Source organism: Spirosoma agri, from assembly GCF_010747415.1.
Classification (GTDB): Bacteria; Bacteroidota; Bacteroidia; order Cytophagales; family Spirosomataceae; genus Spirosoma; species Spirosoma agri.
Genome location: NZ_JAAGNZ010000001.1, coordinates 3,744,217 through 3,764,711, shown reverse-complemented (window position 1 = coordinate 3,764,711; position 20,495 = coordinate 3,744,217). Strand labels below are relative to the sequence as shown.

At 48.8% G+C, this 20,495-nt stretch carries 24 protein-coding genes and 1 tRNA gene; 16 read left to right on the top strand and 9 right to left on the bottom strand.

The features are described 5' to 3' along the window. Nucleotides 1-201: 201 nt before the first annotated feature. A complete protein-coding gene (locus tag GK091_RS15780; RefSeq protein ID WP_246202236.1) occupies nucleotides 202-585 on the top strand; it encodes a hypothetical protein in 384 nt (127 codons plus the stop codon). Nucleotides 586-604: 19 nt separating this feature from the next. Here the strand turns inward: GK091_RS15780 and GK091_RS15775 are convergent, their stop codons facing one another. The 6 genes from GK091_RS15775 to GK091_RS15750 form a co-directional block, all read right to left on the bottom strand. After that, on the bottom strand, nucleotides 605-805 hold the full coding sequence (locus GK091_RS15775) for a hypothetical protein (protein ID WP_164040110.1): 201 nt from the start codon (nucleotides 803-805) through the stop codon (nucleotides 605-607). A gap of 467 nt (nucleotides 806-1,272) precedes the next feature. Further along, entirely contained in the window at nucleotides 1,273-2,424 is a 1,152-nt protein-coding gene (locus tag GK091_RS15770) for a TIGR03364 family FAD-dependent oxidoreductase (protein WP_164040108.1), read from the bottom strand. A 93-nt stretch (nucleotides 2,425-2,517) separates the two neighbouring features. Continuing rightward, entirely contained in the window at nucleotides 2,518-3,255 is a 738-nt protein-coding gene (locus GK091_RS15765; protein ID WP_164040106.1) for an HAD family hydrolase, read from the bottom strand. A 131-nt stretch (nucleotides 3,256-3,386) separates the two neighbouring features. Next, the gene (locus GK091_RS15760; protein WP_164040104.1) at nucleotides 3,387-4,121 is read right to left on the bottom strand and encodes a response regulator; all 735 of its coding nucleotides are present in this window, start codon (nucleotides 4,119-4,121) and stop codon (nucleotides 3,387-3,389) included. Nucleotides 4,122-4,130: 9 nt separating this feature from the next. Next, nucleotides 4,131-5,969, bottom strand: coding sequence for a histidine kinase dimerization/phosphoacceptor domain -containing protein (locus GK091_RS15755; RefSeq protein ID WP_164040103.1), 1,839 nt, complete (start codon nucleotides 5,967-5,969; stop codon nucleotides 4,131-4,133). A gap of 369 nt (nucleotides 5,970-6,338) precedes the next feature. Further along, nucleotides 6,339-7,871: a nicotinate phosphoribosyltransferase gene (locus tag GK091_RS15750; protein WP_164040102.1), complete on the bottom strand. Its 1,533-nt coding sequence runs from the start codon at nucleotides 7,869-7,871 to the stop codon at nucleotides 6,339-6,341. Between the two features lie 147 nt (nucleotides 7,872-8,018). Here GK091_RS15750 and rpoN point away from each other — a divergent pair, with 147 nt between their 5' ends. The 4 genes from rpoN to GK091_RS15730 all read left to right on the top strand — a co-directional run bounded on the left by rpoN (nucleotide 8,019) and on the right by GK091_RS15730 (nucleotide 11,334). Then, nucleotides 8,019-9,470, top strand: a complete 1,452-nt coding sequence (gene rpoN, locus GK091_RS15745; protein ID WP_164040100.1) for an RNA polymerase factor sigma-54 — start codon at nucleotides 8,019-8,021, stop codon at nucleotides 9,468-9,470. A gap of 120 nt (nucleotides 9,471-9,590) precedes the next feature. After that, nucleotides 9,591-10,229: a hypothetical protein gene (locus GK091_RS15740; protein ID WP_317166307.1), complete on the top strand. Its 639-nt coding sequence runs from the start codon at nucleotides 9,591-9,593 to the stop codon at nucleotides 10,227-10,229. A gap of 180 nt (nucleotides 10,230-10,409) precedes the next feature. Then, complete coding sequence (locus GK091_RS15735) at nucleotides 10,410-11,207, top strand: enoyl-CoA hydratase/isomerase family protein (RefSeq protein WP_164040098.1); 798 nt, start codon at nucleotides 10,410-10,412, stop codon at nucleotides 11,205-11,207. A 53-nt stretch (nucleotides 11,208-11,260) separates the two neighbouring features. After that, a tRNA-Arg gene (locus tag GK091_RS15730) sits at nucleotides 11,261-11,334 on the top strand. A 97-nt stretch (nucleotides 11,335-11,431) separates the two neighbouring features. Here GK091_RS15730 and GK091_RS15725 read toward each other — a convergent pair. Beyond that, nucleotides 11,432-11,992: a GIY-YIG nuclease family protein gene (locus GK091_RS15725; protein WP_164040096.1), complete on the bottom strand. Its 561-nt coding sequence runs from the start codon at nucleotides 11,990-11,992 to the stop codon at nucleotides 11,432-11,434. Continuing rightward, entirely contained in the window at nucleotides 11,989-12,339 is a 351-nt protein-coding gene (locus GK091_RS15720) for a hypothetical protein (protein WP_164040093.1), read from the bottom strand. The genes GK091_RS15725 and GK091_RS15720 overlap by 4 nt, the downstream gene beginning before the upstream one ends. 130 nt (nucleotides 12,340-12,469) lie before the next feature. On the opposite strand from GK091_RS15720, the gene GK091_RS15715 reads away from it, so the two are divergent. The 7 genes from GK091_RS15715 (at nucleotide 12,470) to GK091_RS15685 (ending at nucleotide 17,317) form a co-directional block, all read left to right on the top strand. After that, entirely contained in the window at nucleotides 12,470-12,643 is a 174-nt protein-coding gene (locus GK091_RS15715; RefSeq protein WP_164040089.1) for a hypothetical protein, read from the top strand. Then, complete coding sequence (locus GK091_RS15710; RefSeq protein WP_164040088.1) at nucleotides 12,624-12,815, top strand: hypothetical protein; 192 nt, start codon at nucleotides 12,624-12,626, stop codon at nucleotides 12,813-12,815. Before GK091_RS15715 ends, GK091_RS15710 begins: the two co-directional genes overlap by 20 nt. Continuing rightward, nucleotides 12,812-13,117, top strand: a complete 306-nt coding sequence (locus tag GK091_RS15705) for a hypothetical protein (RefSeq protein WP_164040086.1) — start codon at nucleotides 12,812-12,814, stop codon at nucleotides 13,115-13,117. Before GK091_RS15710 ends, GK091_RS15705 begins: the two co-directional genes overlap by 4 nt. After that, entirely contained in the window at nucleotides 13,095-13,574 is a 480-nt protein-coding gene (locus tag GK091_RS15700) for a hypothetical protein (RefSeq protein WP_164040083.1), read from the top strand. Before GK091_RS15705 ends, GK091_RS15700 begins: the two co-directional genes overlap by 23 nt. Before the next feature lie 3 nt (nucleotides 13,575-13,577). Beyond that, nucleotides 13,578-14,015 carry a hypothetical protein gene (locus GK091_RS15695; protein WP_164040081.1) on the top strand — a complete coding sequence of 146 codons (438 nt, stop codon included), beginning with the start codon at nucleotides 13,578-13,580 and terminating at the stop codon, nucleotides 14,013-14,015. Nucleotides 14,016-14,604: 589 nt separating this feature from the next. Further along, complete coding sequence (locus GK091_RS15690) at nucleotides 14,605-16,578, top strand: TMF family protein (RefSeq protein ID WP_212592963.1); 1,974 nt, start codon at nucleotides 14,605-14,607, stop codon at nucleotides 16,576-16,578. A gap of 295 nt (nucleotides 16,579-16,873) precedes the next feature. Next, nucleotides 16,874-17,317, top strand: a complete 444-nt coding sequence (locus GK091_RS15685) for a hypothetical protein (protein WP_164040079.1) — start codon at nucleotides 16,874-16,876, stop codon at nucleotides 17,315-17,317. Between the two features lie 862 nt (nucleotides 17,318-18,179). Here GK091_RS15685 and GK091_RS15680 read toward each other — a convergent pair. Continuing rightward, a complete protein-coding gene (locus GK091_RS15680; RefSeq protein WP_164040077.1) occupies nucleotides 18,180-18,404 on the bottom strand; it encodes a hypothetical protein in 225 nt (74 codons plus the stop codon). 532 nt (nucleotides 18,405-18,936) lie between these two features. Between GK091_RS15680 and GK091_RS15675 the strand changes: the two genes are divergently transcribed. From GK091_RS15675 to GK091_RS15660, 4 genes are read left to right on the top strand one after another with little or no spacing between them, the layout of a single operon-like run. After that, nucleotides 18,937-19,257, top strand: a complete 321-nt coding sequence (locus GK091_RS15675; RefSeq protein WP_164040075.1) for an HNH endonuclease — start codon at nucleotides 18,937-18,939, stop codon at nucleotides 19,255-19,257. 27 nt (nucleotides 19,258-19,284) lie between these two features. Further along, complete coding sequence (locus GK091_RS15670; protein WP_164040073.1) at nucleotides 19,285-19,563, top strand: DUF4884 domain-containing protein; 279 nt, start codon at nucleotides 19,285-19,287, stop codon at nucleotides 19,561-19,563. Further along, nucleotides 19,560-20,102 carry a hypothetical protein gene (locus GK091_RS15665; RefSeq protein WP_164040071.1) on the top strand — a complete coding sequence of 181 codons (543 nt, stop codon included), beginning with the start codon at nucleotides 19,560-19,562 and terminating at the stop codon, nucleotides 20,100-20,102. Before GK091_RS15670 ends, GK091_RS15665 begins: the two co-directional genes overlap by 4 nt. Nucleotides 20,103-20,107: 5 nt before the next feature. Next, nucleotides 20,108-20,401, top strand: coding sequence for a hypothetical protein (locus GK091_RS15660; RefSeq protein WP_164040070.1), 294 nt, complete (start codon nucleotides 20,108-20,110; stop codon nucleotides 20,399-20,401). Nucleotides 20,402-20,495: the final 94 nt, after the last annotated feature.

Genomic DNA, 20,495 nt, shown 5'->3' with positions numbered 1-20,495 from the left:
GGCCTACCAGTGATTCAATGGCCTTCTTCTGTAACTTAATCAAAAAAACGAAGTCTAAACCAAGAGTCCCTTCAGCCTGCTTCTTTCTGCGCTCAATCAGCCAGATTGAGCACAAATGAGAAGTAATCAGGTTGATTTAAGGGCTAAACCTGTCGGTGAATGCGTTACTGTAGCGGTAAGGCACGATCCGAATTTAAAACCATGATGGCTCTTTTGAGTTTATCGGTTATACAAACTAATCAACGTATTATTCTATATATGGAGCGATTTTCGGTAGTTTTTATTTCTTCTGAACAGTACCACCAAATTTCCTGTGCTACTCAGGCAGAAGCCGCTGCAATGTTAAAGCAGGTATTTATCGACCAGGACAAAGAGCCCATTGGAATATATGATGCCAAAACAGAACTCTTTGACTGGGAGCCCGTCCAGAAACACCAGTATGATAAGCTAGGCGTTGAAGAGCAGGGGCGACTGGGTAACCACCTGATTTCCATTGCACAAACATTGCGCCAGCAAGAGCAGCAACGACAAGAACCAGGCATTATTCAGGAACCGATCTTCTCAACGTTGATTAACGGACTTTGAGAAGATCGGTTCGGCTGATCTATACATCTCGAAGTTTGAAAAGGTCGAGTTGTAATCGTGTGACCTGATTGCGGCAGTACCGCAACTGATCTGTTGGCGCATGGTTATCCCGTAAGTGGTCCAGCAGTTGGAGCCATTCGTTGAGGTGCTTCTCAACGAGTGCAGTAGGGTCTAGGTTCGGGTCAATCTCGTGAGTTGACCGCTCGGCATGATTAGTCATGATCGATAGAAGTTATACGAAACGTCGTAGATAACGGCCTGTAGCGGATAGAAAGCTATAATCCGTCATCGCTATGTTTAATTAATTCACATTATTGTACTATAACAAATAAATCGCTAATTGTTTTATTAGCGAGCAACGAAGTAAGGCAATAAGCAGGTTTCGGACTGGGCAACGTGGTGATTATCTATAAAAAATCAGTACTAGCTTTTGATTCCAGCGTTCGGGAAACAAGCAGTTACCTGTTCAGTCGATATGGAAAAAGGCCGCCAGTGAATAAATTGGCGGCCTTTCGGAATCTATAGAGTATTGAAGATCGACTCCGCTACTTACTACCGACGTTACTAATGCCGGTTGTATTGACGGATATAGCCAGAAAAAATAAGTAGCTAACTATCGTTTTAACGGTACCGTGCAACTGCCAATACAGGCAAACGATTAATCTGTCGAAATGGACCAGTACAGTACTACGCCGTTACGCCTAACCATTGGCGGATGCTGGCTTCGGCATAACCGGCCCCCGAACTCATACCTTTACCACCAATACCCGTTACAATACGAATGTTCTCGTCTATGTCGTGTTCGAAAATCTCCGCTTTCGTCTGACTGTAAAAACCAGCCCACGTTTTTTTGACCAGCAATGGAAACGTGACAATGCGCCGGGCTTCGTTCAGCATCAACTCATTGATATAATCTTGGGTATGATAACCTAGATCGTCGGCTCTGGCAGCATCCGCGTATTCATGGGAATCACCAACGATGAACGAACCATCAGCTGCCTGTTTGAACAGGATGTGTATGCCCCATTTTTGCAGTTCGGCCAGCCGTTCGGGTTTGGTGATAGAGGCATACGATGGGCAGCCCTGAAACGATTCATATCGACGTATAGTGAGACCCGTTAGTATGTTGCCGGGTAGATTTACGCCTGCAACCGGCTCAACCAGAAGCATTTGTAACTTACTGACGATAAGATTTGCATCGGCCAGCACGTCGGGAAATAGTAACCGTACTTCGTGACCACTACAGATAATGACACGGCCAGCCTGGAACCGCTGCCGATTCGCCAGCGAGACGATAGCACCACTGTAGTTGGACTGACAATCGATCACAGCGGAACCAGGACGGTACTCTACACCATACTTTTGCTGAATGAACGCGATCAGTCGATGCACCATCTGCTCCGGCTCCACACTCAATTCGTCGGGGAAATACAAACCACCGACTACATAATCAGGTTGTAGCGTCGGGTATTTCGTCAGACACTGGGCCTTCGACAGTAACTCGCTGGGATAACCGATACGCGTATACTGGTCGTGGAGTTCGTTGGCAAGGGTCCACTCATCGGTATCTGATGCAATATAAACAGTACCGTTTGCCCGTACCGTCAGGTCCGTTTGTTGTTGAATATCCCGATAAATTTCCAGACTTCGCCGACCGTAATCGAACCAGGGTCCAGCCAGTCCAGAGGGCACCACCTGACCGAAATTGCGTACGGTAGCGCCGACGGGATACTGGTCTTTTTCGAGTAGAAGCACCCGCTGACCGGCCTTAGCCGCGTGATAAGCATGAAACGTGCCCAGCGCGCCCGCGCCGATGACGATCAGATCGTAAGTTGCCATACGGGAAAGAAAAACGGGAATTGATTAGTAGGAAATGGTAGCGTAAGGATTCGTTTTAAGGTTGGCTTGCGAACACGCTGGCCAACTCTGAAATCAACTGTTTACGGATACTTGACGAGAGTCCAGCAGAGCCGGTAGGTCACGAAGCGAACCAATCAGCCGATCGTGCGGGTAGGTTTCCAGTTGCTCGCGCGAGTGCGTGCCATTGGTAATGCCCAGATTTAGCGCAACGCCCGCTGCGAGTCCTGACTGCAAATCGGAGGGCGTGTCGCCGATGTTGACGACCGCTTTTGGATCGCTGACACCGAGCAACTGCATGGCCCGTTCAATCATAAACGGATAAGGCCGACCGTGTTCTACTTCATCGCTGGCAATCGATAGCTGAATGATGGTGCCAGCGTTGCCGATCCGCTGGTTGTTGAGCCCGTCAAGCCAGCCGAGTTTTTCCAGAATAATATCCGTCACGACCCGGTAAAAGCCCGTTGTCAAGGCAATGGCAATGCCCCGGTCGCGCAGGTCCGCAAACGTGTCCAGGCAGCCATCGGTGGGCGTTGCGCCATTGACCCGGTAATGGTTTTCCAGGATACCCTGGAAGGCGGCATACGATACATCGACATGGCTGGGCACATCGGGATGCACCTCACCGAGCTGTTCTTTCCAGAGGGTGCTGAACACATATCGTTTCGACAATCCCTGCATAGCCAGAATCCGTTCGCCCGAAGCAAACAGACCCGTTTGGGCGGCAGCCTGCGCAAAACATCGCTCTACCTCATGGTGGTCGGTCACGGTTGTGCCGGCCATATCAAAAACCACTAATTCAATTGGGTGCATCTTTTTTTGCCGAAAGAGAAGTAAAACAACACAATCTTTCAATACGAATGACCTGCTTTGTGTTAAGAAATAGAGAAAAATCAGTCTCTGGTACTAGGGTTTACCGACCTCTCAATAGCCGCTAAGTGTCCTTATTTTGTCCGGACTACCGTGAGTTTTTTCATCAATTCCTTCCGGCTCGCGGTGGGAATCTGAATTGGCGTTTTATGGTCTACCAGGAAGAGATGGTTACTTTCCAGGCGCTCCAGGTGATCGAGGTTGATCAGTAATGACCGCGACAGGCGGTAGAAATTAGGCTGTAGAAAATAGTGAGCCAGATGGCTCAGGTTCGTGCTGATGTGATACGGATGCTCCCGGCCACTCATGTAGACTTTTACGTAAGACCCATCGGCTTTCAGAAATAGAACATCCGCCAGGTTTACTTTTTCGTAGCCCTTGTCGATGGGCAAAAACAGGTGGCCCGGTGCCGTCAGATCAGCGTGCCGGTGCAACTGGAAATTGAAGTAAGCCAGTTCAATCTGTAGTTTTAGTTCGTCGTGGCGAAACGGTTTCAATAGATAAGCCGCCGGAAGCGTTTCCTTCGCGGCCCGAAACGTTTCTGGTTCCGAATTGGCCGTCAGATAGAGTATGGGCATCGGGTGGTAGGCCAGAATTTCCTTTGCGGTCGTAATGCCATCGACCGGTGATCCGGTCAGCTGAATATCGACCAGCGCCAGATCGGGTGGATTCGTTTTGACGGCAGTCAGCGCTGATTGAAAATCGCGGGCAATTGCCGTAACCGTATGACCAGCCTCTTCCAGCGTTTCCCGGAGATCCATCGCGGTTATAAGTTCGTCTTCTACGATCAGGATAGTTAATGGATTCATAAGCTAATGCTATGCGTTGAACTCGAGGGTAAATACCGTACCATCATCCGCAGGGTTGTTGCTGGAACTGAACCAGGAGGTGCCATTAAGCTGAATGACCTGTGCCTGAATCAGCGCCATGCCAAACGAACGGGCCGTGGTATGGGACCTGCGGGCTGACGTTGTGACTGACTGGGCCGGTTGGGAGCCGTTCGGGATGTATCCATCTAAACTGGGGTTCACGCTGTATCTATTCAGCCCGGGTCTATCCAGTCCGGGCCTATCCATGCCGGGCCCGTTGTCGGTTACCGTCAATATTAACTTCTGGCCTTTTTTGTGGAAGCTTATGGCCAGGAAAGGCTCGCTGTTTTGCGGGAAGGCGTACTTGCAGGCATTCGTGATCAGTTCATTCAGGATTAACCCCATCGAAATGGCTTTGTCGGCTGGCAGGTAAATCGACTCGATGTCGAATTGAGTATCCAGTGACGGATAACCGAACGCCTGTAAGGCTCCTTTGGTTACTTCCCTGATGTAATCGTCAAGATCAACTTCGGCCAGGTGATCACCATCGTAAAGCCGTTGATGGAGGATAGCCATCGACTGCACCCGGAGGAGACTTTCCTGTACCGCTTTTTTCGCCGTTTCGTCGGTAAGCCGCTTGGATTGCATACTCAACAGGCTCGACACGACCTGTAGATTATTTTTTACCCGGTGATTCTGCTCTTTGAGTAGGTCTTCGTAGCGTCTGCTGATCCGCTGTTTCTTTCGGTACAACTGAAAAAAGACGAGACTCATCACCAGAGCCATGATCAGCAGGGCCAGGAGCGTACTCATGAAGCGTCGTTGAGTTAGCAGATTTTGATCGCGTAAAGCCAGTTCCCGTTTCTGAGCATTGAGCAGAGTTACGTTTTTTGCGGTTTCATATTCTACGTTCAACCGCGCGATGGCCCCATTCCGGTCTTCGAGAAGAATGGACCGTTCCAGTTCACTTTTCGTCTTCAGTCGCCGGTAGGCTTTATCAAATTGGCCCGTCGTCTCAAAATAGTGAACGAACACCCGTTCCAGATTCAGAAGAATGGTATACTCATTGAGCTTTTCGCGCGCGTAGATCGCTTCGGCGTTGCGCAGGATCTGGTACGCTAACGTCGTCTTTCCAACCATCAAATAAGCTGTCGCCAGCTGCGCCATCGCATCTACGCTGGGCCCGATCTTGTGGTTTATGGTGAAGAGATGAAGACCGGATTCCAGGTAAGGTATGGCTTTCGGATCATTGACCTGGGTCAGAAACTCGCCCAGTTGCATGTGCGCTTCAGCAATGCCCATCGTATCCTTTAACTGGTAGCCCAGGGACTCCACTTTTTTGTAGCAGGAAAAAATCGAATCGAATTTCGCCCGGTTCCGTTGCCACTGGCCATGCCAATTACGTTCGTATGCTTTGCCCAGCGAGCCGTAGGAGCGCATCAGCCCATCGTCTGAATGAATTCGCTGGAAAACACGAGTGGCAAGGTTGGCGTAATAAAGAGCCCGTTCACTATCGCCCTGTCTGTTTTCATTTTCACTCAGGCGGACATACAATCGGCCCAGCTCAAAAGAATCACCCCGTGGTTCATGGATACTGAGCGATTTTACGAAATACTGCTGCGAGACCCGATAATCCCCCGAGAACGCGTAGGTTTTCCCGTACAGATACCAGGCTTCGGCCAAAAGTAACGAATCGTTCTTTGCCATCGCTTCCTGTTCGGTTGCCTTTGCCTTCCGGAGCCTGTCCAACTGAACGGTCAGGTGGGTCGTACCCTGCGCTGCAACCGGCTTACTCATAGGGAGCCACAGCACGAACAGGAAAATACAGAACGAAGCAAAACGATCCATCAGGGCAGTGATTTACGAAAGGCAAGGTGCTTATTGCTGACTACTAGCTATGTACTTAAGCCAAATTTACGGAAAGAAAGTAGGTTTAACGGGCGTATCTGCCGAAAGAAAAACTCGTCATTTCAAAAGAAAAACCGGGTAGTTGATAAGCTTAATCTTGCCGATATGGATGAAATAGGGGAAGTTTGACAGAGGATCATCCATTGACAATAGAAACTAAGTTTACGTATTGAGTTGCTGTAGATTCGCTTACGCTTTTCGTTACTATCCACAATGTCCATTGACTGATGGTGTGCTAAACGCGCGTAAACAGGTCCGTTGAAACACATCGCCCTTTGTTAGGCCGAAGCCCTGCCTGGACCTAGTTTTCTAGGCAGGGCTTTCGGTAGTACGGGAGGAAGCGTTTTGGTCATTACCCTCTCGTAGCTTCATAATCAGTTCGGTTTTCAGTTCATGCAGCTTTTTTTCCAGGCCGACCGGATACGTATGCGGGTTTACAAAACGCTTCACGCCTGGATGCAGCCCGGCGAGTTGCGTCTGTACCCGTTCCCGAATCGCATGAATATCCGGATTCTCGTACACACAAGTACCGCCCCGAAATACAGGAACCAGTAAATCATCGAATGGCTGACTGGCATCGAATTTGCGTCGTTTGGTGAAATCAAGCGGATCGATCATGGTCATCGTCGCTTTATCGGGATGCGCTCCGGTGCTGCTTTCATCATAAATCATGTCGGCCATAAAACCCTGTTCGTTGCGAAACCGGCGGACCTGCTGAATACCCGGCGTCGACACCTTAATGGCCTGCTCCGAGAGTTTCATTTTGTAGTCCCACGCATCCGGCGATGAATCGGGTGTTTGCTCATGACGCAGAGCCGCCAGTTTATAGACCCCACCCAGGGCGGGCTGATCGAAAGCTGTAACGAGCTTGGTACCGACACCCCAGACGTTAATTTTTGCGCCCTGTTGTTTGAGGCTGCTGATAATGGTTTCATCCAGGTCATTACTGGCAACGATGGCCGTATCCGTAAACCCCGCTTCGTCCAGTAGTTTACGGGCTTCAATGCTCAGGTACGCCAGATCGCCCGAATCGAGCCGTATGCCCGCCAGTTTATGGCCCCGCTGTTCCAGCGTTCGACCAGCCTCAATCGCATGGCGAACCCCCTGAATCGTGTCGTACGTATCGACCAGCAGCGTTACGTTGTTGGGCAACACATCGGCGTACGTCTGAAAGGCTTCCAGCTCCGTATCGAACGACATGACCCAGCTATGCGCGTGCGTACCGCGAACCGGAATGCCATATAGCTTTCCCGCCAACACATTTGAGGTCGCATCGCACCCGCCAATGTAAGCTGCCCGCGACGCCGTCATGCCGCCATCGATACCCTGTGCCCGGCGCAGACCAAACTCAAGCAGCGTATCTTCTTCGGCGACCAGGCGTAATCGGGCGGCTTTGGTGGCAATCAGCGATTCGAAATTGATCAGGTTGAGCAGGGGCGTTTCAAGAAGCTGGCATTGTAGAATAGGACCACGAACCCGAACCAGGGGTTCATTGGGAAACACAACGGTTCCTTCCGGAATGGCTTCTATGTCGCAGGTGAGTTTTAACTGGGCCAAATAATCCAGAAACGCTTCTTCGAAAAGCGGCTGACCATCATTGCCCGTCAATGTGCCAAGGTAACGGATGTCTTTTTTCGACAGGCTAAAGTGCTCTATGTAGCCTATGACGTTCGTTAATCCGCAGGCGACGGTGAATCCTCCACCAAAGGGATGTTTACGAAAGTATAAATTGAAGACGGCTTCTTTCTCAGCGGTCCCGGATTTCCAGTAGCCATAGGCCATGGTTACCTGATACAAATCGGTCAGTAAGCTAAGTGACGTATCGTACAGTTTGTTGGTCATGGTACGAAGGTAAGGCTATGTAACTTTCTGCAAAATTTTTGTCCGTTCCAAACAAAAAAAAGGTAAATTGGTCTGATATTTGTGCCGGGCGCTTTGGCAAAGACAGCTCCGCATGACTCGTTATTGTACTGCTTATACTCACCATCCATGCAGAAGTTAAGTCTCTCCCAGTCACTTCAACAGAAACTGTCTCCCCAACAGATACAGTTTATCAAGCTGTTGCAAATTCCCACGGCCGAGCTCGACACCCGCATCGAAGAGGAACTGGAAATCAATCCGGCGCTTGAGGAGGGCATGGACGAAGAGTACGAACCTAAAGAAGAAGATTCCTTCGCTGACGAATTCGACGACGATTACAAGGACCGCAACGACGATCTGGACATTGATACCTATCTACAGAACGAAGATTACGCTGGTTATAAAATGCAGGGTGATGGCAATTACGGCGAAGAAGACCGGGATATGCCCATTGCTACCAGTTCGAGCCTGCTCGACTCGTTGATGCAGCAGTTTGGTTACCTGCAACTGACCGAAAATCAACGCATTGTTGGCCTTCAGCTTATCGGTAGCATAGAAGCGGACGGCTATATTCGCCGGTCGATGCAGGCCATTGTGAATGACCTCGCTTTTTCGCAGAATGTATTCACGGATACGGACGAGCTGGAAGAAGTGCTTCAGAAAATTCAAACTTTCGACCCGCCTGGTATTGGTGCCCGTTCGCTTCAGGAATGTCTGCTGTTGCAGCTTCAGCGTAAGGATACATCGGACCCGTACATTGTACTCGCCATTCGCATCATTGAAGATTGTTTCGACGAGTTTTCCAAGAAGCACTTCGACAAAATCCAGCGTCGGCTCAACATCAGTGACGAATCGCTGAAACGGGTAATCGACATCATTATCAAACTGAACCCGAAGCCGGGCTCCGTCGATGGGGAAGGAGGGTCCATTCAGTACCTGATCCCGGATTTTATTCTGACCAACAGCAGCGGTAAACTCGACCTGACGCTGAATTCCAAGAATGCGCCTGAACTACGCATCAGCCGGTCGTTTGCCGACATGCTCGATACGTACGATAAGAGCAGCAAGCAGAATAAGTCCCTGAAAGAAACGGTTTCGTTCGTGAAGCAAAAACTCGACGCGGCCAAGTGGTTTATCGACGCAATCAAGCAACGGCAGCAAACGTTGCTGAAAACGATGAATGCTATCGTGCGTTTTCAGTACGATTTCTTTCTTTCCGGCGAAGAGTCGAAGCTTCGTCCAATGATTTTGAAGGACATTGCCACGCTGATCGATATGGATGTTTCGACCGTTTCGCGGGTAGCCAATAGCAAATCGGTGCAAACCGAGTTCGGTATTTATCCGCTCAAATATTTCTTTTCGGAGGGTATTGCAACGGATTCGGGCGAAGATGTCAGTAGTCGGGAGGTGAAAAACATTCTAAAGGACCTGATTGATAACGAGCCTAAACTGAACCCGCTTTCGGACGACAAGCTCGAAAAAATCCTGAATGATCGGGGCTACAACATCGCGCGCCGTACGGTGGCCAAGTACCGTGAACAGCTAAACATTCCGGTAGCCCGACTCAGAAAACAGCTTTAATCACGTGTGATTGTGAGCAGGCCAGGATAACGACGGCTACTACTCCCAACGTTGTCGCTATCGGCCACTTCCGAGCGCATATATCATCGCACCGGCGACCCGGTCCTAATTTTTAATTCGTTGAACGCTTCGCTTGCCCGTTTCCTCTCCATTGCGTTACATCCCTTGTTGATGCCGACGCTCCTGTTCGCTATTCTGCTATATCTGGCCCCGTCTATAGTGGGCGTCGATGCCTTTTCGGGTACGTTACGGCTTAGTCTGCTGGTCCTGATCTTTATTGGCACATTCGCCGTGCCGTCGCTGCTGATCTACTATCTATATCGTAGTGGCTACGTTCAATCATTACAGCTGGACACCCTGGCTGACCGTCGATTACCTTATTTTTTGACGGCCATTGTCTATGCCGGGCTTACGTTCCTGTTCGGTTTTCGGATGCAGCTGTTGTCTAGTGTTGCCCCCGAGATCGCTATTCTGCTTGGGTCGGTAACGGTTTCTATTCTGCTGGTCGGGCTGATCAGTTTATACTGGCAAATCAGTGCGCATAGCGTAGGTATTGGCGGAGTGGTGGGTGCAGTGGCAGGCATCATTACAAAATTTGGTGAGGTCGATCTGGTGTTTGTACTGGCAATTTTAGTTATTCTGGCTGGCCTGACAGGCAGTGCCCGCCTTCAGCTCAATGCACATACGCCCGCCCAGATAGGAGCCGGGTTTGGATTGGGTTTCTTCCTGAGTATGCTTACCGTTCAGTTTCTGATCTGACACCGGTTGCATTCCCCGCGGTTTACCGGGCGAGTATGCTCTGTACCCAATTAGAGACCAGTCGAATGGCTGGCGTACACGGTGTCTTATTGACAAAATTCCATTAAAACGTTGTTCGTTTTGCTGTGTCTGATAAAAGCTGTATGCTTGCCTATTAATATAGAGTAACGACGCTAAACGATGTTTGAGAACCTGCTTTACGAGATCACCGACGGAGTATGCCGCATCACCCTCAATCGACCGAAGGTGTACAATGCGCTTAGTGCTGGGTTGATTCAGGACATTACGGAAGCCATCAACGCGGCTGGAGACGACGACAGCATTCGGGTCGCAGTAATAACCGGGGCAGGGGACAAGGCTTTTTGTTCGGGGGCCGATTTGAAGGAGGGTTTTGCCAGTGCTGCGACTACAGGAGGTCAGTTGGAGCTTGGTGAATCGCTACGTACTGGCTACAACCCTATGATCAGGGCGATGCGAAATCTGGCAAAGCCAATCGTTGGCTGCGTTAACGGGGTTGCCGCTGGTGCGGGTTGTTCATTGGCGCTTGCTTGTGACCTAGTTATCTGTGCTGATGAGGCTTATTTCAGTCAGCTATTTGTCAACATTGGCCTTATGCCAGATGCGGGCTCCACTTTTTTCCTGCCCCGTCTCATTGGCCCACAGCGGGCTTTCGAGATGAGTAGCACCGGACGACGTGTTTATGGTCCTGAAGCCGCCCAGATAGGTCTAGTCAATCGTTCGGTGCCAGCGGCTGATCTGGCCAAAACAATTGACGAAGTAGCTGCCTATTATGCAACGGCACCAACCTGTGCAATCGGGGCGATGAAAAAAGTTTTTAATCAATCACTGTACTCAAGTCTCGACCATCAGCTAGAACAAGAGGCTGAGAATCAAAACGAATTGGGTCATTCGACCGATGCTATTGAGGGTATAGATGCTTTCCTCACGAAACGGAAGACAAATTTTTTAGGAAAATAGCTTGACAAAGGATCTTTTCTTGTCTACTTTTGCACTCCCAATCAACGGGAAATGCATTCGTAGCTCAATTGGATAGAGCACCTGACTACGGATCAGGAGGTTTGGGGTTCGAATCCCTACGAGTGCACTTGATTATCAGGCCGTTACATCCAAAGTAACGGCTTTTTTATTTTTGGCTCGCCCACAAACTCGCCCGCATCGGCTATTCTTCCATTAGTGGGCGTCTATTTATAGACATCCGCAACTGACAATTCTGTCAGTGTCACACCCAATTTATTCAATACATCTTTTGCCAACAAAGCGTCCTTTCGAGTAAAGGGTCGTTCTCCGCTGAGCTTACGGCTGAGGTAAGTGTTTGCACTTTTGTTGTTAGGCCACATTTGGTTTGCAACCCAGTCGATATTCAGCCATCGTGTCGATTTTAGGAAATCGAGGATATCGGTTTGACTTGTGGCTAACAACCCCTTGGCCTTTTCGTATTTACTGGAGGCCTGAGAATATTTAAATCTTTCTGGGTTTTCGCAAACCAGGTCACTTGGATCATATAGTTTATAGACCCTAATTTCCTCTAAAACGGCAGCCTGCTTTTCATGGCTCGTTGACACAACAGTAAGAGTCGGGATTAAATTACAAACCTTAAGTTCGTCGATCCATTCTGCACGCTTAAATCCACTTTTGCCAGAAATGTGGCTAATGAGCCTACTCTTTGGATTAAGCGTACAGCCAACATAACGCACTCTATTATCTCTGGGGTCTGATAGTATATAAATGAAATAGGTTCTCATAAGTCATCAAAAGCTTTCAGATGATCAACTATGCGCTTGTTTGCTTCATAAGCCGTACGCGCATCATCCGTTAGGCTGGAAAAATCAGAGCCTAGTGAGAGCTTCGGCAACCCCACCCCAGTAAGAATATAGTGAAGATTGATGCTTGGATAAACTTGTGCTAAACCTGCCAAAAGCTTTGCCCCCATATAGCTCACATCGTTGGCATGATTGTAAACTGTGGTCGGGTAGCTCAGTCCCATTTTAGACGCACACTCTTTTAGGGTATCACCTTGTAACTCGATAGCCTCCCTTAACCATTGACCTTTAATCTCGGCCTCAATTGCCATAACAAGTAATTTTGTCATAATAGTAAGCAGCTTTGAGTTGATGGACAAAAATAAACAATAATATTTGTTTAATAGTATTGATTGTAACAAATATACTTGCTACATTTGCATGTCGACTAAGTCGATACAATCTAAATCAACCTCAATCATGACAAAAGTTATCCCCGTCGCCCTATTCCTGCTGGCTGCCTACACCTACCGTATTTGCCTGAATACCGTACAGCAGACGAGCCAGCCCGTTCGCCCTGGCCTGTTCGGTCAACCCCACAAAGTCGTCGTCAAGCACGCTGCTCTCTCTAGCTATGAAATCACCCGTCATTAAGCCCGGCGACCGGGTATCGGTTACAAAGCTTGTGAAGGGCCACGTTCGGGGTACTTACAAAGCGACGGTGATTCACTGGACAGACGGGGGTAAACTCATTGTTCAGCCCGATAAGGCCTCTGAGTCGAAGAAGACCGTGTCAGCCGATAACTGTAAAAAGATCAGTCTATGACGGCCGACGAACTCAAAGCACTTGAGTACGGCACCGTGATCTACCTCCCGGACGGGGTAGAGGTCAAAGCCTGGTCGTTCGCCGGGCAGGTGCCGGGTCGCAACTTCTACACGCTGCTGCACCCACCGGATCAGGACGGGGTGATCAGCAACCGCCGGCCGTACTACACCGATGGCGTTCAGCTGTTGGAAGCCAAATTAACGGAGGTCGAGGCCTGGCAACAGGTTGAGACTCTATTGCAGGAACACGTCGAATGGGTCAGAAAAAAGATAAAGAGCTATGAACACCTACTTGGTCAATAAACAGTCCTTCCGCGACGGGGATTCGTTCATCGTCGTTACCCCCGAACTCGGCCAGATCCACGTAACAGCAACGAAGCAGGAGTACAGCACTGGCACGATCGTGGGGCTGGACATGGGCTGGATCAAAACGGGTTTGCCCTGTCAGCAGAAGCATAATGCCCGCTTATCGTTCTACAGCAACGGGGCCGGCTACCATACCCTCCAGCTGGCCTACTTCTGTCTGTGTGGCTACCACGTGCATAATCACTGTCTGACGTGGTTCAATCTGGCGATCGAGGGAAATACGATCATCGCGCATGAACTGGGCTATCACTTCAATCAGCCGCACAACCACCCGGTTACGGCAGGGTATCAGCTGAAGCAGCAGCAAATCAAGCTAGAAGCCCTACTTGTAGCCAAGCCTGTCGTGGTGCCGGATCCGCAGGTCGGTAGCAAAGGTCAACTCATGTTATTCTGAGCTATGAGCTACTACGATGCTACCGTATTTGTCCCTGAGGCCAAATTCAAGGAGATGGACAAAAAGATATCCTGCCAAAGCATTGTCGATGGCGGCAAATGTCAAACGTTCATGTGGCAAAATGAGGAATGGGTGGCCACGGGTGCCGTATCAAAGGGGGGCAATCAAGGCTGGAAAGTTATTGACTGCCAGCGGGTCGTGGACCTATCTAGCTATAAAGGCGAACTGAAGCCTTTAAGGTACATAAATCATTTTGTTGAGGTTGATAAAGGCAACCGGAGACGTTCTTACGAAGGTATGCAGGTAAAATGTGGTAATAGAGAGTTGGTGTTTGTTGGCCCCGAAGTGTATTTCGGTCAACAAGTTGCAAAGCCAGTTATCGCCGATGAACCCGAAGCAAGAGTCGATCATCGCGGTCAGTATAAACTATTCTTCGCATGAACGATCCGTATTACACCATAAAAGGGCCTGCGTCAGTCAATGAAGGTGAATCTTATAATTACACAACTTGGTTGCATTTCTGGTTTCCGGATCCGTTAACTGGAGAGATTGTCAAGGTTTCTAAGGAAATAAATGTTCGCTGGCGCTTTCCCAGATACAAACGAGTCAAACCAACGCGGGCCCAGACCCGCGATACGATACAGCGCCTGCTCCGGTGGGCCTAACGATATCTGGTAGCGAATAGCTATCAGGGTGTGGATAGAAGCAGACTACCCGGCTGCGCTTGTGGCCGGGTATCTTAATCATCCTACCTAAAACCGAACAAAGGCTTAGACGAGCCTAGACGACATTAGACCGGATTCCCGTCTATAGACGGCGATACCTCGTCTAAATATGGTGTGGATAGAAGAGGAAACGCCCGGTCATCTTGAGCCGGGCGTTTTTGTTGTAAGAACTAAGGAGCTACTCTATTCCAGTAATGTTACTTAAACTAGAACGGACAGTGCCGAAAAGTAAAAAGGATAGCTGCTTGGAATTTGCTACAACTATCTCTGTTAGCTTAGGCTATTAAATTATAATCTTATATAGTATGAAACGACTCTACTTTTCACTGGTTTTTCTGTTGCTTATGCTGCCTGGGTTGGTGCAGGCACAAGGCAATTACGTAATTACTGAATCCAACTCGACCGGTACCGGTTTTTACAATACACTGATTGGCCCAATGACGGCTACTGCCGTTAATGGCAGTAGCAATACCTTTTTAGGCTATTGGGCTGGTCAAAGCTCGCAAAACGCCCATGAAAATACATTCGTTGGCTTTAATGCAGGGCATAACAACAGATCGGGTAGCCGTAATGTCAGTATGGGGTCTCGCTCAGGTTACAGCATTACGTCGGGTTTGGAAAATATCTTCATTGGTTACGCTGCCGGCTTCAACAATGTTGATAAAAGCTACAATACGTTTATTGGCAACGAAGCAGGCTTCAGTAACTATGGCGAGAGAAATGTTTTTCTAGGTCATTCAGCCGGTCGAACCAATGCGGGCAGTAATGACAACACGTTCATCGGCTATTTTTCAGGCTACAAAAACAATACAGGTACAACAAATACCTTCCTGGGTAGTAGCTCTGGCTACACTAATACGAGCGGTGGCCGAAATGTCTTCCTAGGCAGCTCAGCCGGCTACTATAACTCGACAGGTTCCGACAACACCTTTACGGGTAACCAGGCCGGTTATTCAACGACAACCGGCTCGCAAAATGCTTTTTATGGCTCTCTAACCGGCATCAGTAATACCACGGGCTTCAGCAATACATTTTTGGGGGGCCAAGCTGGTTACAGCAATGATAGAGGATCCCAAAATACGTTTATCGGTAGCGGTGCAGGTTATACCACGAATGCGGGCGCTAATAATACATTTGTGGGTGCCTCAACGGGGAGTAGCAATTCAACCGGATCCCAGAATACGTTCATGGGTTATCAGGCGGGTTATGGCAATACTACTGGTCAGGCCAACGTCTTTATTGGTAGTGCGGCTGGCTACACCAACTCTACTGGTACAGGTAATATGTTTTTGGGTCAACAGGCAGGCTACAACACTACCAGTTCATACAACCTGTTCATGGGGAACGCGTCGGGCAGTACCACCACCACTGGCCTGGGCAATACGGCCATTGGCGATGGCTCACTACTGCGCAACAGTACAGGCACTCACAACGTGGCCATTGGCCGTTTCGCGGGTGTAGAAAGCCGTAACGATGAAAACGTCTTCATTGGCTTTGCGGCTGATGTTACACCTGACACACCTAACCTGACTAATGCTACCGCCATCGGTGCTCGTGCTCGGGTTAGCCAGAGCAACAGTATCGTCTTGGGAGCCAATGCCAACGTTGGTATTGGTACGGGGGCTCCTTCGGCCAAGCTACACATCAGTACCGGCGTGAATGGCACATCAGGTCTTCGCTTACAGAATTTAACTATCGGCAATAACGCCAGCGTGACTAATCAGACCAAGTTTCTGACAGTGGACGGTTCTGGTAACGTGATTCTGGGCAGCCTGAATGGTTCAGCTCGCGAAGGCGCTGCGGATGCCCTGTGGCAGCGGAAAGGATCATTCTTGCAGAGCACCAACGGGGAATCGATCATTATCGGTCAGGGCGTGGATAAGACGCCAACGGACTACAATCTGTTTGTGAGCAAAGGTATTCTAACCGAAAAGGTGAAGGTAGCCGTCAAGAACACTAGCGAGTGGAGTGATTACGTCTTCAAGCCGGGTTATGCATTGCAACCCCTGTCTCAGGTTGAGCAGTACATTCAAGAGCATGAGCATCTGCCCGGTGTACCCTCGGCCAAAGAGATGGTTGAGCAGGGTAATGATCTGCACAAGACGGATGCCAAGCTATTAGCCAAGATCGAGGAACTGACCCTGTATAGCATTCAGCTGGAAAAAACCAATCGGCAATTGCAGCAAAGTGATCAGCAAAGACTGAAGGAAAATCAAGAGCAACAGAAAGAGATTGATGAACTCAAGCAGCTGGTCAAGCAGCTCGTGGATAAGAAATAGAGGTTTGCGAGTATGGTTTGCTTTACCCGCCCGATCAGCCTACGCTACCGGGCGTTTTATTGATCGATCGTTTTAGTGAATATACACGTATCTCGCCAGTTGCGTAACGCTTAATCGTAGCCCTTTACCTAACCCATTTGATAGATAACCCCCCATCGTTTTCTAATTGTAGTTTAACCGTTAGCTTTATACCTCAACGCTTACGATACCCTACTTTTCGACCTGCATGATCTTAGTATTCGTAACAATGGATAATGAGGGCCAATTTCGGCCTTTTTCCTCCCAACTCTCCACATTGGAAGAAACCTTCGATGTGCTTAGTGAGTTTGTGAGGACTGGCGGGATCGTCGTACACGTTCACCTCCTTGATAATGGCCTTCGTACGCCTCTACCGTCCGAAGCCTTCGATGGTGAGCCAATCGCGTCCCATATCAGAAAACTTGAAGTCGAATGGACTACTCTTCTTAATGAGTCTGTTAATCCCCAATCGGCCACTCATCAACTGCTTACCAGTTGTTCCGGGCGTTTGCATGAAACGTATCAAACCCGAATCGATTGGCTTGAAGCTGCTATCAGAAAAACGGAGGGTCGTATTCACCGGCTACCCCGTACCGCTTACTGGGAGTCCTGTTATATCCGTTTTGAAATGCAAATGACCCTTTACCGTAAGCAATTGAAACAGGCAAAAGCTGGACAACGGCGCGTTAGTGAGCGTTTGTCTGCCTACCTAGACTATTAACTACAACTACCTCGCCAGCTTGGGTAACTCCAACTAAAAACAAAAAAAGCCGCATCCAGAAGGGAGGCGGCTTTTGTATACACTTAACGTTACATACCCCTTTTCAGGGGCCACTACTGAGTAAATCAGAAAGTCTATGCTATATACTGGTTGCGATTTGTTAAACCAAAAACAGTCAGGTTGCCTTCGGGCAACCTGACTGTGCCGAATACAACGAGATAGACGTGTAAACACGAAAGCAATGTAGTTACTGTATTAATTTTTTCACAAACTCTTTCCATGAAATTCTACCAAAATATATTAAGCGGAGGAACCTTTACTATATAAGAGAGGTCTATTATATAGAATACTACGAGATAGTTAACTAAGCCGGACTCTACTAGGGTTCGGCTTTTTTATGTTCTATCACCTAGGTCATTTTCAAGATTTATACTTACTTATATCTTAGTACATTTACCTAATAATAAATATTAAGTTTTCTTTTATTGCTATATGTTAACTAATTGATTGTTAAGCATACATTTATGTAAAAATACACCTATTATAAACTACTCGTATGGATGCACTCTTACCTATCAGTATGCTCACTAGTGCTTTGACGGCCAGCAGCTTTTTGTACTTTAAGCTCAGCTCTAAAGCCAACTGTCCCCGCTGCGCTCATCTGCTCCGCAAGGAACCTAGATCAAAAATGCATTCTCGATCTTCGTACTATTGTCCGCACTGCAACAGGCGATTTACAAAGAGTAATACCCCCTGAATGTAATTCTTAGCTTAGAGTCAATTGACAACGATTGGTTTCCATGTAAACCCGATAAGCCTAAGTGTCTATTGTACACTAGCTAAATACCAATTGGAGGCTCCCTTAAATTACACCCCAATCAGTTTTCAGTTTTTGAATAAACTCGCCCAGTACATCTATTTTCAGGTAAAGACCCGCAAGCTTATTACTAAGGGCTTGCTGCCTATGTACTGACTCGGCAAGGCGTTTCTTAGAATCATCAATGGCAAGCTTAGTTGCGCGCAGAGTTCTGTTAATGTCCCTCGCATCAAGCTTTAGTGGTTGGTTAGCTACCCGTTGTTCATTCATATCAGCTTCAAATAGGAGGGGTTTACTTCGGCCCAAGTTACCATTTTGCCAGCCGTATTCTGAACAGTAGCTTTGATAGTTACCTTGTGCGCACGGGATTCACTTCTCATGCGCGGCGTGGATAGATCCGAAAAGCCCGATGCCTTGCGCTGGGCTCTTTTCTTTCCTACTAACCTTCAAGTAGGAAGAAGCCAAATGTGCTTTTAACTAGGTTAAAACATTATTTTGGATAGAGAGGATAACAGGGCCCAGCTACTAGCCGGGCTTTTGTGTATAACAAGCCGCCACTTCTTCATAAGTTACCTTGAGTACCCTTATGAACGATCAACCCACTCCACCCACCGCTGACGAACTGGAACGTTAGGCCCGCGAACTAGCGGCTGCCCTGTTCCCGCTAACCGGTAAACACTTCGTTTCCCTACTCCCTGACGGACTAGCTTAACCCCGTACAACTACTTATCGAGACAATTGATTTAATTTATTATCCTATAGATATTTTCTATATTTTTGGATGCCCTTATCAATTGGTTCAATGCCCACCGTTTTTAAAGTCAAACGCCCCTCCTCCAGGGGAATAGTGCCCGCTGCCGCTAACCAGGGCCGGGAGAATCCAAACCGGGAGATCTACGGCTCCTCCCGCTGGAAACGCACCTCGAAGAATCATTTGCGGGCTCACCCCTTCTGCGTGCACTGCGAAGCCGCCGGCAAACTGACCGTGGCGACCATCACCGACCACATCAGATCCATCAATCAGGGTGGTGAGCCGTGGGATCCCGAGAATTATAACAGTTTGTGCCTAAAGTGTCACCAGACCAAGTCGGCCAAGGAGCGCCACCAGGCGAAAGCGCAGTAAACCGTTCTTTACCACTAACCGTACCTTATGAAACGCATCTTTACCTTATTGGCTCTCGTGCTTATCGCAGCCAGCTGCAAAAGCAAAATGACGCCCATCGATGTGGTCACCACCAACAACCCCGGCCAGCTCACCATGTTGCTTTTAGAAGTCGATGGTTGCAAAGTGTACCGGTTCAACGATGGTGGCCGGGATGTGTACTTTACGACCTGCAAAGGCAAGGTCAGCTACGACTACACCACCCGGTCAGGCAAGAGCAGCACCACGCACCACGTTGATTCACTCACCGAAGAGCTACCCCGATGATGAACCCACCCCCAATGCCCAAAGAAGTGCCGCTGCTGCATGATCTGGTCAACGACTATCTGCGCTACAAGAATCAGGGCTATCCGGAAACAGCGTTGCGCGTTTTATACCTGATCAAGCAAACAGTTGACGATGTTATCGACTATCCGGGCCGGTTTGCTGTAGCCTCAACGGCTGATCTGGACATCGTTGATAAGCGTACCGGTATTATCCAGCCGCCCGCTGGCAGCAAGCCTATAATGGAAGTGTTGGGTGGTGGTGAAGTAGCCATTAAGTGGCAAGCCGAGCCAGCCGCTGAACAGGAGGGGGCTGTGAAAGAACCTACCCGTGGTAAGACGGGCTTCGCTGGTATTGACGAAGCGATTGAAACGATCGATCGAGTAACTGATGTGGCAAGTGGTAAACGGAAGATAGGTGAAACTGTTGAAGCTAATTCAGAAAGGGAAGCGGTGACCGAACGGGATTACGTTACTGAAGCCCCAGTCCAGTACGAAAAGTCGAGATCTTTCAATGGCCTACGCAAACGAAGCCAAACTTAGTTACTATGCAAAACGAAGACATAAGCCACCTAAAGACACGCCATCTCAATCAAGCTTACAGTGTCTATCTACAGAAGGGAGTCATCATTGTACTAGATCAGCAAGGGCAGGTTGTCCCACGTATCATTGATGCTACGCTTGAGCAGCCGCTTGCTGCCGCACAGGGTAAAGCTTCAACCCGACTTAGGCTAACGATGCTGGTGAATGTGTATGATTCGAAGGACGAAGCACATGCTGCTATAGAGGCTTCGAGAGTGCCGCCGGAGCACCAGACAGCGGACGACGCCAGCAAGGGGTAGGGGTGGGTTAAATCCTCAAAGCGAGCCGGCTTTGCGACCGTAGCTATCCCCAAAAAAAGCGCGCGTCAATATTCACACTTACTCGGGGCCTGTT